Annotated in this window: 13 protein-coding genes and 1 pseudogene; 13 read left to right on the top strand and 1 reads right to left on the bottom strand. The window is 34.9% G+C overall.

The window, feature by feature from the left end; genetic code table 11:
• Window positions 1-3: 3 nt before the first annotated feature.
• From BST93_RS05920 to BST93_RS05890, 7 genes are all read left to right on the top strand, one after another.
• Window positions 4-1,194 carry a pyridoxal phosphate-dependent aminotransferase gene (locus BST93_RS05920; protein ID WP_060523027.1) on the top strand — a complete coding sequence of 397 codons (1,191 nt, stop codon included), beginning with the start codon at window positions 4-6 and terminating at the stop codon, window positions 1,192-1,194.
• Complete coding sequence (gene murB / locus BST93_RS05915; RefSeq protein WP_105018444.1) at window positions 1,191-2,222, top strand: UDP-N-acetylmuramate dehydrogenase; 1,032 nt, start codon at window positions 1,191-1,193, stop codon at window positions 2,220-2,222. Before BST93_RS05920 ends, murB begins: the two co-directional genes overlap by 4 nt.
• A gap of 85 nt (window positions 2,223-2,307) precedes the next feature.
• The gene (locus tag BST93_RS05910) at window positions 2,308-2,511 is read left to right on the top strand and encodes a hypothetical protein (protein WP_042278838.1); all 204 of its coding nucleotides are present in this window, start codon (window positions 2,308-2,310) and stop codon (window positions 2,509-2,511) included.
• Window positions 2,512-2,522: 11 nt separating this feature from the next.
• Window positions 2,523-3,632: a glycosyltransferase gene (locus tag BST93_RS05905; RefSeq protein WP_105018443.1), complete on the top strand. Its 1,110-nt coding sequence runs from the start codon at window positions 2,523-2,525 to the stop codon at window positions 3,630-3,632.
• 45 nt (window positions 3,633-3,677) lie between these two features.
• Window positions 3,678-4,553, top strand: coding sequence for a lipoyl synthase (gene lipA / locus BST93_RS05900; protein ID WP_042278834.1), 876 nt, complete (start codon window positions 3,678-3,680; stop codon window positions 4,551-4,553).
• 9 nt (window positions 4,554-4,562) lie between these two features.
• Window positions 4,563-5,549, top strand: coding sequence for a type I glyceraldehyde-3-phosphate dehydrogenase (gene gap / locus BST93_RS05895; RefSeq protein WP_105018442.1), 987 nt, complete (start codon window positions 4,563-4,565; stop codon window positions 5,547-5,549).
• 195 nt (window positions 5,550-5,744) lie between these two features.
• Window positions 5,745-7,928, top strand: coding sequence for an ATP-binding protein (locus BST93_RS05890; RefSeq protein WP_181072554.1), 2,184 nt, complete (start codon window positions 5,745-5,747; stop codon window positions 7,926-7,928).
• On the opposite strand, the gene lpxK is transcribed toward BST93_RS05890, so the two are convergent.
• The gene (lpxK, locus tag BST93_RS05885; protein ID WP_105018440.1) at window positions 7,908-8,891 is read right to left on the bottom strand and encodes a tetraacyldisaccharide 4'-kinase; all 984 of its coding nucleotides are present in this window, start codon (window positions 8,889-8,891) and stop codon (window positions 7,908-7,910) included. The two genes, BST93_RS05890 and lpxK, sit on opposite strands and share 21 nt — an antisense overlap.
• A 43-nt stretch (window positions 8,892-8,934) precedes the next feature.
• On the opposite strand from lpxK, the gene BST93_RS05880 reads away from it, so the two are divergent.
• The 6 genes and pseudogenes from BST93_RS05880 (at window position 8,935) to BST93_RS05855 (ending at window position 15,518) form a co-directional block, all read left to right on the top strand.
• A complete protein-coding gene (locus BST93_RS05880) occupies window positions 8,935-10,029 on the top strand; it encodes a Nif3-like dinuclear metal center hexameric protein (protein ID WP_105018439.1) in 1,095 nt (364 codons plus the stop codon).
• A gap of 3 nt (window positions 10,030-10,032) precedes the next feature.
• Window positions 10,033-10,815 (top strand): zinc ribbon domain-containing protein, encoded by a 783-nt coding sequence (locus tag BST93_RS05875; protein WP_060523034.1) that lies wholly within the window; start codon window positions 10,033-10,035, stop codon window positions 10,813-10,815.
• 149 nt (window positions 10,816-10,964) lie between these two features.
• Complete coding sequence (gene msrA / locus BST93_RS05870) at window positions 10,965-11,609, top strand: peptide-methionine (S)-S-oxide reductase MsrA (RefSeq protein WP_105018438.1); 645 nt, start codon at window positions 10,965-10,967, stop codon at window positions 11,607-11,609.
• A 201-nt stretch (window positions 11,610-11,810) separates the two neighbouring features.
• Window positions 11,811-13,471 (top strand): annotated as a pseudogene (asnB, locus tag BST93_RS05865) (asparagine synthase B).
• A gap of 174 nt (window positions 13,472-13,645) precedes the next feature.
• Window positions 13,646-15,052, top strand: a complete 1,407-nt coding sequence (locus BST93_RS05860; protein WP_105018437.1) for an anthranilate synthase component I family protein — start codon at window positions 13,646-13,648, stop codon at window positions 15,050-15,052.
• The gene (locus BST93_RS05855; protein ID WP_105018436.1) at window positions 15,042-15,518 is read left to right on the top strand and encodes a hypothetical protein; all 477 of its coding nucleotides are present in this window, start codon (window positions 15,042-15,044) and stop codon (window positions 15,516-15,518) included. The genes BST93_RS05860 and BST93_RS05855 overlap by 11 nt, the downstream gene beginning before the upstream one ends.

The following is a 15,518-nucleotide window of genomic DNA, read 5'->3' as shown; positions in this document are numbered from 1 at the left end:
AAGATGCCACAGATTTCCCAAAAAGGTACAGCAATGCCTTCATCACCAGTGAGAAAACTGGTACCATTTGCAGAACAAGCAAAGAAAGAAGGAAAGCATATCTACCAACTTAATATAGGTCAACCAGACATTAAAACACCAGAACAAGCTATTGATGCTGTTCAAAGCGCTAATATTGAAGTACTATCTTACAGCCACAGTGCAGGTAATCAATCCTATAGAGATAAATTGATCGCCCATTATAACAAACTTGGATTTGGATTGGAAGACGATAATATTATTGTTTCTACTGGAGGAAGCGAGGCGCTATTATTCACTATGGGAAGTATTTGTGACTATGGTGACGAGGTCATTATTCCAGAACCATTTTATGCAAACTATAATGGATTTGCAACTGCTAGTGGTGTAACTGTAAAGCCTATTGAAACTAGCATAGAGAACAATTTTGCATTACCAGCCATCAGTGAATTTGAAAAGTTAATTACTGATAAAACTAAAGCTATCCTTATTTGTAATCCAGGAAACCCAACTGGTTACTTGTATACTAAAGAGGAAATGCAACAACTAGCTGATCTTGTTATAAAACACGATTTATTTCTAGTTGCCGATGAGGTGTATAGAGAATTTGCTTATGACGGTCGCGAGCATTTCTCAGTATTAAGCATGAAAGAATTAGACAATCACGCTATAATGATTGATTCCGTTTCAAAACGTTACAGTATGTGCGGTGCTCGTATAGGTTGCATGGTTTCTAAAAATAAAGAGGTAATGGCAACTGCCATGAAATTTGCACAAGCCAGATTGAGCCCACCTACATTTGCTCAAATAGCTGCCGAAGCTGCATTAGACACACCACAAACCTATTTTGATCAAGTAATAAATGAATATATAGAGCGTAGAGATATTCTAATCGCCGGACTCAAAGAAATCCCAGGAGTGACCGTAGCAAACCCTGGCGGAGCTTTCTATTGTGTAGCTCAATTACCTGTAGAAGATACCGATGTTTTTGCACAATGGATCCTAGAAAACTTTGACGTTGATGGTGAAACAATTATGGTTGCACCGGCGGCAGGCTTTTACTCAACACCAGGAATGGGTAAAAATCAAATACGAATTGCCTATGTCCTTGAAAAAGAATCGTTGAAAAAAGCAGTTAATATATTAGACCAAGCTCTTAAAGCCTACAATTCTTGATTCAAGTAAATCACAATTTTTCTCTCAAGGAGTTTAATACTTTTGGTATTTCCGCTTTCGCGAAAGCGTACTCACCTACAAACTCTATTGAACAACTTAAGGAAACTTTATCTTACTACCGTCGTGAAACTATTTTTTTACTTGGCGGCGGTAGTAATATGTTGATTACCCAGGATATTGAAACCCCTGTAATTCATGTTTTAATAAAAGGAATTAAGGAAGTCTATAGAGAAAACACTACCGTTAGACTACAAGCAATGGCTGGTGAAAACTGGCACGAGTTTGTTATGTATTGCATTTCAAAACGATATGCTGGTGTTGAAAACCTAGCTCTTATCCCAGGTAATATAGGGACCTCTCCTATTCAAAACATAGGTGCTTATGGAGTTGAATTAAAGGATGTTTTCTATTCATGTACGGTTCTGGATTTAAAGACCCAAGAGGAGAAAACATTATTCCTTGACGATTGTAAATTTGGGTACAGAGATTCCATATTTAAAAATGAAGCTAAAGGTAAGTACGTAATTACCTCTGTTACGCTAGAGCTTTCTGACTTAAACCTTACTGACAAGTATCAAGTAAAAACAAGCTATGGAGCTATCCAAGAAGAGCTTAATAAACTAAATAAGGGAGAAAGTATTGATCAAATAGCTCAGGCTGTAATCAATATTAGAAGCAGTAAATTACCCGATCCTAAACTATTAGGGAACAGTGGTAGCTTCTTTAAAAATCCAATTATTAATAAGGCTGCTTACCATAAACTACTAGAATCGAATGATGACATCCCATCATATCCAGTGAACGATGATCAGGTTAAAGTACCTGCAGGATGGCTCATTGATAAATGTGGACTTAAAGGATACAGGGATGGCGATGCGGCTGTTCATGATAAACAAGCACTAGTACTGGTTAATCATGGAAATGCTACTGGATCTGACATTATAAATTTAGCTCAATTTATACAAAACCAGGTTTATTCAAAATTTGGAATAAAAATTCATCCTGAAGTAAACTTAATTAAGCAGTAATACCATTGAAACTGTTTATCTTATCATTAAGATAAAATTAGTGCAATGTTCAATCTAAGTAGATTGTAAATTGTATTTTTGCATTATGAAATTATTTCTCATATCATTTGGTCTATTAGCTCTTGCAGTTGCTGGTATCGCAATTAAAATTTGGGGTAAAAAAGATGGTAAATTTGCAGGAACATGTGCAAGTCAAAACCCTTATCTAAACAAGGATGGAGAAGCTTGTTCACTATGTGGTAAATTACCAGAAGAGCAGGATTGTAAAAACGACACAGCACAAGCTTAAATTTTTCATTAATGAGCATTGCTGACTGGCCTTTATTTCTATTCGGCATTATTGCCTTGATAAATATCATTTACTATGTATTCTTTAGTAAATTTATTTTTCAAAAAAATAGTACACAAGCACAATCCAGCGATGATCCTGTATCCGTTATTGTATGTGCAAAAAACGCAGCACAACATCTAAAGAAGAATATTCCCTTTTTGCTAGATCAAATTCACCCGAATTACGAGATCATTATTGTAAACGATGCTTCCATAGATGACTCTCTTGATGTCATAGAGCAATTTATGGAGCAAGACGAAAAAGTTCACCTAGTTAATGTGGTCAACAATGAAAGCTTTTGGGGCAACAAGAAGTACGCGCTTACTTTGGGAATAAAAAAAGCACGACACGACAAATTATTATTTATTGATGCTGATTGTAAACCAGCGACAGAATATTGGATTACTGAAATGAGTGCTCACTACGGCATGGATAAGCAACTTGCTTTGGGTTACGGTGGTTATAGTAAGATAAAAGGTAATTTGCTCAATGCATTAGTTCGCTTTGAGACAGCTATAACCGCAATGCAGTACTTTAGTTATGCCTTATGGGGTAATCCGTATATGGGAGTAGGACGTAATTTAGGTTACACAAGTAAGCTTTTCTACGACACTAGCGGCTTTATGTCTCACATGAAGATTATGGGTGGTGATGATGACCTTTTTGTGAACGAGGCAGCAACCAAAAAAAACACCAGTGTAGTCACATCACCTAAATCATTTACAACAAGCGATTCAAAAAACAACTGGGCAGCCTGGTGGCGTCAAAAAAGAAGACATATAAACACAGCTAAATATTATAAATCAAGCCATAAGTTCTTATTAGGGCTTTTTTATCTTTCGCAGTTTGGATTCTTCATCACTATGGCATTAGCATTTTCCTTTTCGCCCTGGGAATTTGTTACCGCAATTGTTATTACTAGATACATCACCTCTTGGATAGTTGTTGGGTCTAGTTTATCTCGCTTTCGCGAAAGCGATATCATCATTATCTATCCGATTTTAGAACTACTACTTATATTTTCACAACTAGGATTATGGATGCATAACACTATCCAGAAACCGACACAGTGGAACTAAGACAGTTTTAAGGTTTATTACCGACTCATTCACTAAATTTGTAGTATGAATACAGTACAAGAATCAGTAGCACCACCAACTAAAGGTAAACCAAAATGGTTAAGGGTAAAATTACCTGTAGGTCAAAAGTATAAAGAACTGCGTGGCACTGTAGATAAGTATAAACTACATACTATTTGTACAAGTGGTAGTTGTCCAAACATGGGAGAATGCTGGACAGAAGGAACTGCTACATTCATGATTCTAGGTAATACGTGTACAAGATCTTGTGGATTTTGTGGAGTAAAAACGGGTAGACCAGATGATGTCGATTGGGCAGAACCTGAGAAAGTAGCACGTTCCATCAAGCTCATGGGAATTAAACATGCTGTAATCACGAGTGTAGACCGTGACGACCTTAAAGATATGGGATCTATCATTTGGCAAGAAACTGTAGCAGCCATTAGAAGAATGAACCCAGAAACAACTCTAGAAACTCTTATACCAGATTTTCAAGGAAATAGAAGAAACCTAGACCGTATCGTCGAGGCTAATCCCGAGGTTGTTTCACATAATATGGAAACCGTACGTCGCCTTACTCGTGAGGTAAGAATTCAAGCAAAATATGACCAAAGTTTGGGTGTTCTTAAATACTTAAAAGAGCAAGGAATTAATCGAACTAAATCTGGTATCATGCTAGGTCTAGGAGAGCAAGAAGATGAGGTAATTCAAACCATGCGTGATTTAAGAGATCACAATGTTGACGTTGTGACTATAGGTCAGTATTTACAACCTAGTAAAAAACACTTACCGGTTAAAGAATTTATAAAGCCAGAGCAATTTAAAAAATATGAGACCATTGGTCTAGAAATGGGTTTCCGTCATGTAGAAAGTGGCGCACTAGTGCGTAGCTCCTACAAGGCTCATAAACACATTTTATAATTACTATTTATGGTTAGAGTTGCTATAAACGGCTTTGGACGTATAGGTCGTACTTTTCTAAGAACCACATTGTCTCGTAACGATCTTGAAGTTGTTGCCATAAATGACATTGCCCCTATTGAGGTGATGGCTCATTTGTTTAAGTATGATAGTATTCATGGTAGAACTGATGCTGAGGTTTCTTTTGAAAATCAAGATTTAATTATTAACGGGTCAAGAATAGCTTATAGCACTCAATACAGTCTTGACGATCTCAATTGGAGAAATGTTGATATTGTAATTGAAGCAACTGGTAAATTCAAAGATAAATCTCAACTTTCTAAACATTTAGATGCAGGTGCCAGTAAAGTTATTTTAAGCGCACCGCCTATTGACGATGATATTAAGACAATTGTGCTAGGTGTTAATGAAGAAATTCTAGATACTTCGGATTTGATTGTATCCAATGCTAGTTGTACAACAAACAATGCTGCTCCCTTAATTAAAGTAGTAAAGGACTTGTGCGGGATTGAAAATGCTTACATTTCTACAGTTCACAGCTATACTAGTGACCAAAGTTTGCATGATCAACCTCACCGAGATTTACGAAGGGCAAGAGCAGCAGCGCAATCTATTATACCTACCACCACAGGTGCTGCTAAAGCATTAACCAAGGTATTTCCAGACTTGAGTAATGTTATAGGCGGTTGTGGCATAAGAGTTCCAGTTCCCAACGGCAGTTTAACAGATATGACAATTAATGTTGAAGAAGTTGTAAGTATAGAACAAGTGAATAAAGCCTTCTATGAATATGCTGCTAAAAACAATACTATCATGGAGTACACAGATCTGCCCTACGTTTCAAAGGACATCGCCGGATCTCCTTATTCGTGCGTGTTTGATTCCAGTATGACATCAGTAATAGGAAAGATGGTCAAACTAATTGGGTGGTACGATAATGAGACAGGATATTCCAATCGCCTTGCAGATTTGTCAGCAAAAATCAGTACCCTTTAAAGGGTATTTTATCGACGAACTGCATTATAAAGAGGTAATTCGTATATTATTTAATATACTCAGAAATTAGAATGATATATTTGTTAGGCTAAAAAATACAGTATTAATCTTTTACGAAACATAGCGCTACTATTCGCACAATTATGTTGCGTGTTTGCTTTTGGACAAGTTTCCAATAGTGAAACAAATCAAGGGTTGAATACTGCATCTCGAGTTCTACTAGAACGAGTAGAAGGACTTATTGACTCACGAGATTTTGATGAAGCTAAATCATTGATCATTGATTCTAGAACATTAATCAATGATGACTATGGTGATCGTTTACTCGATCTTTATTTCATAGAACTAGAGTTAGAATCCTCTTCAGGTGAAAATCCTACATCACCTTTTGTGCAATTTAAAGACGAGGAATTATCGCAAGATGCTTTCATTTATTTGGAGTATTTAAAAGGTAGAAGAGCATTCTTGAAAAAAGAATTCTCTAAAGCTGACTCCGTATTTACATCTACCTTTTCGATTACCAAAAAATTAGGTGACACTCATAGATTATTTTTGAAATCGGAATTATATACTGCTCAACTTAACTTTTTTGAAAAAAATTATACGGTTACTACTGCGGTACTTAACGATCTTATCCCTAGACTTGAAGAAAAAGGTCTGGAATATGAACAAACTCAAGCTTACCTTACTTTAGGAGAAATTGCACATTCTAAAAATAATTATGAAGAAGCGAATATTTATTATAGCCTAGCTCAAATACTTATTAAAGAAAATCAATTTCCTCTTCTCGAAATTAAGCTTTATAAGTTGTTTGCGCAGCATTACAGAGATCTACAAGATTATCAAAATAGCTTAGTATATCTAGAAAAGCATGTTCAAACTATTGAAGACAATGGATTTATTGGCGGTGAAAATGCTAAACAACTTTCTAGTTTAAATGGTGAAATTGAGTCTCTAAAAGGAATAATTGCCCAAAAGGACAAGGAATTAGAAAACAAGGAGAACTATTACATCATACTTTGTATGTTTATTACTCTTTTAACAATCACTTCATTAGCATTGTTTAGACGTAATATTCTCAAAGCAAAACGTAACAGCCGACTTGCTCATGAAAAATCGGCACTTATAAATGAGCGTAATAAAGCTCAAGATGCTGCACAAATCAAAGCAGATTTTTTATCTACCATTACGCACGAATTACGAACTCCTATGTATGCCGTTACGGGTCTTACACACCTACTTTTAAGTTCATCTCCTAGAGATGATCAACAAGAACATTTAGAAACATTAAAGTCCTCAGGTGAATATCTTTTATCTCTTATAGACAACATTCTTGACTTTAATAAATTAGAAGCCAACAAAGTAGAGTTAGAAGAAATAAAATTTGATTTAAGAAAACGAATTGCCGATATAGTTAAAACTCTAGACAAACAGGTCAAGGATAAAAACAATAAAATTGTGATTATTCATGATGAAGCTATTGCTAGTTCTTTAGTTGGAGATCCAGTAAAGATTTCTCAAATTTTAATTAATCTCTTAGGAAATAGTATCAAGTTTACAAGTAATGGTACTATAACTATAAAAACTAAACTGATTAAAAAATCTAAAGAAAAGAGTAAGATTTTATTTGAGGTTCAGGATACTGGAAAAGGGATATCCAAGGATAGACAAGAACAAATTTTCGAAAATTTCACCCAAGAAAATATAGAAACTGCACGTGAACACGGTGGTACAGGCTTAGGGCTTGCTATTGTTAAGAAGTTAGTTACACTTATGGGTAGTGAAATAAAGCTTGAAAGCGAAGTTGGTAAAGGAAGTGTTTTTTCTTTTGCAATAGATTTTAATAATCCAGATAGTAATTCTTTTGTTGATCAAATAGATAGTAATAATACTAAGGCACCAACACCTACTCCAATCGCAGTTTACGGATCTCATGATGAAGTTCCTACACCTGCCAAAACAGCTCCTATTTTAAAAACTGAAACTCCAGAATTTGAAATATTAAAAGGGAAAAAAGTTCTCATAGTTGAGGACAACAAAATCAATCAAATGATTACTAAGAAAATTCTTGAACAAAAAGAATTTATATGTGATGTAGCAAATAATGGTGAAGAAGCTGTTGCTATGGCTAGAGCAAACGAGTATGACCTTATCCTTATGGACATTCATATGCCAGTCATGGATGGAAAAAGAGCGACTGTCGAAATACGCAAATTCAACTCTAAAACTCCACTACTGGCACTTACCGCTGTAACACTAGAAAATGCTCAAGATGAATTGATAGAAATAGGTTTTGATGATATTATACCAAAACCTTTTAAAATGGATGAATTCTTTGGAAAGATTCAAAGAGCTTTCTCAAATATTCAAATCATTTAATTCAAGTTTGTTCTCTAAGAACTTATTTTTTATTGGTAAATAAAAAAGATTGAGCTGCTTAAACTTTTTAAGCTTAACATAATCCTTTTCTGTAGTGATAATAACATCTTCGCACCAATTTTGAACCGTTGAATGATTATAATCGAAATGGTCTTGATAAGTATAAGTTACTACACTATTTAGATTTTCCTCTAAATGTTTAAAAAAAAAGGCAGGTTTTGCTATTCCAGCTACTGCAGCGATCGTCTGATTGTCTAGTGATTTAAGTGGAAATAATTCTCCTTCACTAATTACATTTTGTTCATAATCAATATAGCTGAAAAATAACTTTTGCTCAGGCAGTACTCGTAGTTTCTTTTTAATTTCCAGTCTATTTTGATCGGTTAGATTAACTGGGCATTTTGTAACAACGATACAAGTAGCCCTACTAGCACCTTTGCGTGATTCTCTCAAATTACCAGCAGGTAATACAAAATCATCGCTATAAAGCTTATCATAACTAGTAAGTAAAATATAGTCACTTGCCTTTACATATCTATGTTGATAAGCGTCGTCTAGGATAATTACATCTACAGTATTTTCGGAAATTATTCTATCAATACCTTCAACTCTACTTTCACATACAGCACTTATAATAAAATTACCAAATTTCTGTTTGATTTGAGCAGGTTCATCTCCAACTTCCTTTGGAAGTGAATCGGTACCGACATATTTAAAACCTCTTGTTTTACGTCCATAACCTCTGCTCAATACTGCAACACGTTTATTCGCAAGTAAATCAATCAGATATTCCACCATGGGTGTTTTTCCCGTTCCTCCAGTACTTAAATTACCTACAGCAATAACTGGAATATCGTACGATTTGGAAACGAGTAAACCTTTATCAAATGCCCAATTACGGACTCTTGTAATACCATCGTACAAGACAGAAAATGGATATAAAATAAGCCGCCATTTTATCATAACCCAAAAGTAGACTAATTTTACATTAGATTAAATCTGGTTTATGACAGTTATTAAAGACATCACCAATTACGTAGAAAAATTAGCACCGTTACGTTATGCCGAGGACTTTGACAACGTAGGTCTTTTAGTGGGATCTTACGAAACACCAATCACTGGCGTTTTAGTAACCTTAGACTGCTTAGAGAATGTGGTAGATGAAGCAATTGACAAATCCTGTAATTTAATTGTAGCATTTCACCCTATAATCTTTAAAGGAATTAAAAATTTAAGACCAGATGATTATGTGAAACGAGTTATAATTAAAGCTATCAAAAATGACATTGCGATCTATGCGACGCACACAGCACTAGACGTTGCTCACGGTGGTGTAAGCTATAGAATGGCACAAGAACTAGGTTTACAAAATTTAAAAACCCTTGCACCTAAAAATAATCTCATTAAAAAACTTACCACCTACATACCTATTGAGCATTTCGATCAAGTACAAAATACTTTATTCCAATCCGGCGCTGGACACATAGGTAATTACAAGGAATGCGGTTTCAGTGTTGATGGTGACGGCACGTTTAAGGGTAATGAATTAAGCAATCCACAATATGGAGTGTCAGGAATTCGATCTACAGAAAAAGAAAAACAATTACATATAACCTATTTACCACATCTCGAATCAAAAATTCTCAAAACACTCAAAGAATCACATCCCTATGAGGAAGTTGCGTATGAAATAGTAACATTGGAAAATTCATACCAAAAAATTGGAATGGGTTGTGTAGGAGAATTTCCTGAAGAGTTAGAAATAGAAGATTTTATTTCAACACTTAAGTCCACTTTTAACCGTAATGCGATAAGAACTTCGCTTTCGCGAAAGCGTACTATCAAAAAAGTTGCAGTGCTAGGAGGATCTGGGGCTTTTGCTATTCAAAATGCAAAAAGCTATGGTGCAGATGCTTACGTAACGGCAGATTTAAAATACCACGATTTTTTTCAAGGTCAAGATATTCTATTGTGCGATATTGGACATTATGAGAGTGAGCAGTTTACAAAAAATCTTTTAACTGAATATCTTACTGAAAAATTTACTAATTTTGCAATTCTTTGTGCACAAGCGCAAACAAACCCAGTAAACTATTATTAGACGATGGCAAAAAAGAACGAAGCTACTGTAGAACAGAAGTTAAGAGAACTTTACAACCTACAATTAATTGATTCTAGAATAGATGAGATACGTAACGTACGAGGAGAACTACCTCTAGAGGTTCAAGATCTAGAAGATGAAGTAGCAGGTTTAAATGCACGTATAGGGAAACTAAATGTACATTTAGAAGAATTGCAAGGTAACATCAGTGATAGAAAAAACTTGATTGAAGAGGCTAAAGCCTTGATCTCGAAATACACTGAACAACAAAAAAATGTTAGAAACAATCGTGAGTTTAACTCGCTTTCTAAAGAAATAGAATTTCAAGAGCTAGAAATACAACTAGCTGAGAAGCACATTAAGGAATTTAAAGCTCAAATCGAGCAGCAAAAACAAGTGATCGACCAAAGTAAACAAAAACTATCTGATCGTGAAGAGCACTTAAAGCATAAAAAATCTGAGCTTGAAGAGATCCTTAAGGAAACTGAAAAGGAAGAAAATGCGTTGCTTAAATTATCGAACGACTACTCAACTAAAATTGAAGACCGTTTAATTAAAGCATACAAGCGTATTAGAGAAAGTGTACGTAATGGTCTAGCTGTGGTTCCTATAGAGCGTGGCGCTTCAAAAGGTTCCTTTTTTACTATTCCACCGCAAGTACAGGTGGAAATTGCTAGTCGTAAAAAAATAATTACTGACGAGCACTCTGGACGTATATTGGTAGATGCAGCCCTTGCAGAAGAACAAGCTGAAGAAATGCAAAAAACTTTTTCTAAGGTCAAATAATTATCCTTAAAAAAACTTACTTGAAAAACCTCAACTATACGTTGAGGTTTTTTTTTATTATATCCTTTTGTGATAGTTCTGTTACAGCTTTTAACGGCTCTTTAATATGGCTGGATTAACCTAATATCTAGTTTTGAAAAAAATATAATATGAAACTTTTAATGTATACACTTTTGGTTTTAATAAACACAGCATGTGGAAATGAAACCAAAGAAATCACACAGCAAGAAATCACCTATGCAACTCCAGTTGAAGTCCCAGCACAAGATGGGATGGAAAGAGCTTATTTTGCTAGTGGATGTTTTTGGTGTGTAGAAGAAATCTACGAAAACGTACAAGGTGTTAGTGAATCCATTTCTGGTTATTCTGGCGGTACCATGCAGAATCCAACCTATCGTAATCATGGCAACCATGCAGAGGCAAATGAAATCATCTATGACCCAAATAAAGTTAGTTTTAAAACGCTAGTTGACGTTTATTTTGCTTCCCAGAATATTGAGCAAGTTAACGGTCAAGGACCTGATATTGGAAAAGCATATCGTAGCATTATCTTTTATCAGAATGACGAGCAAAAACAGATTATTCAAAATAAAATTGAAGCTTTAACAAAAGAAGGTTACAAAGTTGCAGCAGAAGTAAAAGCTTTTCAAAAATTTTGGGTAGCCGAAGATTATCATCAAGATTACGCACGATTACATCCTAACAATAGTTACATACAAAACATCTCTATTCCTAGATTCAATCGTTTTGCTGCTAAGATGCCTGAGGTAATTAAAAAAAGTGGCTCACATTAATTGATTTTTAAACTCAGTTTTGATTTTAAAAATTTTATTCTATCTTTGACACATGTTAAAAAACAATAATAATATCAATTCTAATAATAATTTATTGCGAAAGCGATGAAGTAGACTTGATATTTATACATATTACAAAAGGCCTGCTTCATAGTAGGCCTTTTTTTATTGAATAAATTTAAACCAAAAAAACCAACAATTATGTGCGGAATAGTAGGAGTCTTTGAACTTAAAAAAGACAGCAAAGAACAACGTCAATCAGTATTAGAACTATCAAAAAATTAAGACATCGTGGTCCAGATTGGTCTGGAATATATTGTGGTGAAAAAGCTATACTTGCTCACGAAAGACTAACTATTGTTGATCCACAATCGGGAGGACAACCCTTGTATAGTCCAGATGGAAAAGTTGTACTTGCAGTTAACGGTGAAATATACAACCACCAAGAAATCAGAAAGCAATACCATGACTATGAGTTTCAAACAAAATCAGACTGTGAAGTTATACTAGCCTTATACCAAGAAAAAGGTGTAGACTTTTTAGATGATTTAACAGGCATGTATGGATTTGCACTATATGACAGTGAAAAAGATGTTTTTCTTTGTGCAAGAGATCATCAGGGAATAATACCCTTATATTATGGAACTGACGAACTAGGTCAATTCTATGTTGCTAGTGAATTAAAAGCCTTGGAAGGAACATGCAACGAAATTTCACCTTTCCCACCAGGACATTACTATTACAGTGAAGATAAAGATTTCACAAAATGGTATGATAGAGATTGGAAAGAATATGATGCAGTTAAATCAAATGTAAGCTCAGTTGCAGACTTACGTAAGGCCATGGAAGAATCAGTAAAACGTCATCTTATGAGTGATGTACCTTATGGTGTTTTATTATCAGGTGGTTTAGATAGCTCTCTAGTAAGTGCAGTCGCAAAGAAATTTGCATCTAGAAGAGTAGAGACGGGAGATCATGCCGATGCGTGGTGGCCTCAACTACACAGTTTTGCAATAGGACTTAAAGGTAGCCCAGATCTAGCAGCCGCACAGGTAGTAGCAGACCATATAGGAACCGTGCACCACGAGGTAAACTTCACTATTCAAGAAGGGTTAGATGCGATTAAAGACGTCATTTATTATTTAGAAACATATGATGTTACAACTGTAAGAGCATCAACACCAATGTATTTATTAGCTAGAGTGATTAAGTCTATGGGTATAAAAATGGTTTTATCAGGTGAAGGAAGTGACGAGATTTTCGGTGGTTATCTTTACTTTCATAAGGCACCAAATGCGGAAGAATTTCATAAAGAAACAGTTCGCAAACTAGACACCTTACACCTTTATGATAACTTAAGAGCAAATAAATCACTTGCAGCTTGGGGAATCGAAGGAAGAGTTCCTTTTCTAGATAAAGAATTTATGGATGTTGCAATGAGACTAAATCCAGAAGATAAGATGTGCAGTAATGGAAAAATGGAGAAGCATATTTTAAGAGAAGCCTTTGAAGACTATCTTCCTAAAAGTGTAGCATGGCGACAAAAAGAGCAATTTAGTGATGGTGTAGGCTATAGCTGGATAGATACTCTTAAAGAAATGGTTGAAAAGGAAGTTACTGATGAAATGATGGAAGCAGCTCCTTATAAATTTAAAATTAATCCACCACAAAACAAAGAAGAATACTACTACCGTAATATTTTCAGCACACATTTTCCTAGTGACGCTGCTGCCAGTTGTGTACCTAGTTTAAAGTCTGTTGCATGTTCCACACCTGTAGCTCTTGAATGGGATGAAGCATTTAAAAATATGAATGACCCTTCTGGAAGAGCAGTTAGCGGAATTCATGATGATGGATATTAAAATTTTGCTAACTCTTGTTTGTTTCAAAATGCAGTAGTAACTTTGACCACATGTTTACAAGAACTCTTCATACTTGGTGGTGGAATAATACAGCTCAATAGCCGTAAAGTCACCTGTATGTTTAAATAATTTAAATGGTCTACTTTACGGTAGACCATTTTTTTTTGATATGAAATGAATAAAATATTTAAAGCAAAAACAACACACCGGGAAATCCTAGCAGATACGCTTACACCTGTAAGTATTTATCTAAGATTAAGGGACAAGTATCCTAATAGCATCTTACTGGAGAGTAATGAATACGGACAGCGCAATAATAGCTACTCTTTCATTTGCTGCAACCCTATAGCATCATTTGAATTGACAAATGAAGAAGAAATTTCGGTTTTTCCTGATGGCAAAAAATCTGTCGTAGATCTAAAAAAGGAGTATCGCCTAACCTCTGGTCTTGAGAATTTCAAAAATCATTTTGAGCAGCAAGATCACGAATTCGCATTTCCCATTGAAGGTCTATATGGTTATTTAAGTTATGACGCCGTTCAACATTTTGAAAATATTGAATTCCGCTTTCGCGAAAGCGAAAACATACCACTCGCCTACTATCAAGTTTTTCAAAATGTAATTGTGTTTGATCATTTTCATAATCAATTATATGTATTTGATCACGTCTACGAAAATTATATAAGTAGATTAGAAGAGGTGTGTTCTATCATCTCCCATCGTGATATTGCCACTTACAATTATTATAACATAGGAGAAGAAAGCTCTGAGATGAGTGATCAATCCTTTAAAGAATTAGTAAAACAAGGAAAAGCCCATTGTAAACGTGGTGATGTTTTTCAGATCGTACTTTCTAGAAAATTCAAGCAATCCTTTAAAGGAGACGACTTTCAAGTATACCGTCAATTACGAGCTATAAATCCCAGTCCTTATTTATTTTATTTTGACTACGGTAATTTCAGAATATTTGGCTCGTCACCAGAGGCTCAATTAATCGTAAAAAACGATTATGCCAGTATTCAACCTATTGCAGGTACTTACAAAAGAACAGGCAATGACACAGCTGACTATGAAGCTGCTCAAAAGCTTAAAAACGATCCTAAGGAAACTGCGGAACATGTTATGTTAGTGGACCTAGCTCGTAATGATTTAAGCAGACATGCAAGAAATGTTCAAGTACAGGACTATCAAAGTATTCACTTTTACTCGCACGTAATTCACATGGTAAGTAAGGTAACAGGAAAAATTCTCGATGAAAAAGATCGATTAGAACTTGTGGGAGATACCTTTCCAGCTGGAACATTAAGCGGCGCTCCCAAACACAATGCCATGCAATTAATTGATAAATACGAAATAAGTAATCGTGAATTTTATGGTGGTGCGATAGGCTATTTAGGTTTTGATGGAAATTTTAATCACGCCATTATAATCCGTAGTATTTTATCAAGAAATAATCAATTGGAATTTAGAGCTGGTGCAGGCGTTGTAATTGAAAGCAACATCGAAGATGAGACACAAGAGGTTTATAACAAAACAAACGCATTAAGAAAAGCAATAAAATTAGCAAATCATGAAAAATAAGTTTTTGACATTTTTAGCATTTATAGCAATAGTGAGTTGTACGAATGGGAACAAGAAAATTTTTTATGTGGATTATTCAAAAGATCAAAATGGTCTAGCGTTACCTAATGCCGATAAATTCTATACTCCAGAAGGTGAAGAATTACGATTGCTAACGGAGGATGAAATCGCTCTAGCTTATGCTATGGATACGAAATTCAATAATATCATTTATCCTAATGAAAATTTTGATGTTTTAATCCTTAAAAAAGAATATCGAAAGGATAAAAACAATATTGTGGAAATCCATATGCGTACATTTAATGATGAAGGCTTCGTGTTAGACTCTTTTAAACTTGCTGAGTCTGGAGGAACAGAATATTGTGATGGCTTTTTGACAGAAAGTTTATCCATTGAAAGAGAATGTAATGGTTTTGTTGACAAATACTATATAGACAAGGAGTCCGGTAAATTCATCCAACAGTAA

The organism is Nonlabens tegetincola, from assembly GCF_002954355.1.
In the GTDB taxonomy this organism is placed as follows: domain Bacteria; phylum Bacteroidota; class Bacteroidia; order Flavobacteriales; family Flavobacteriaceae; genus Nonlabens; species Nonlabens tegetincola.
Note: the sequence above shows the minus strand (reverse complement) of the source record. Positions and strands in the feature narration are given on the sequence as shown.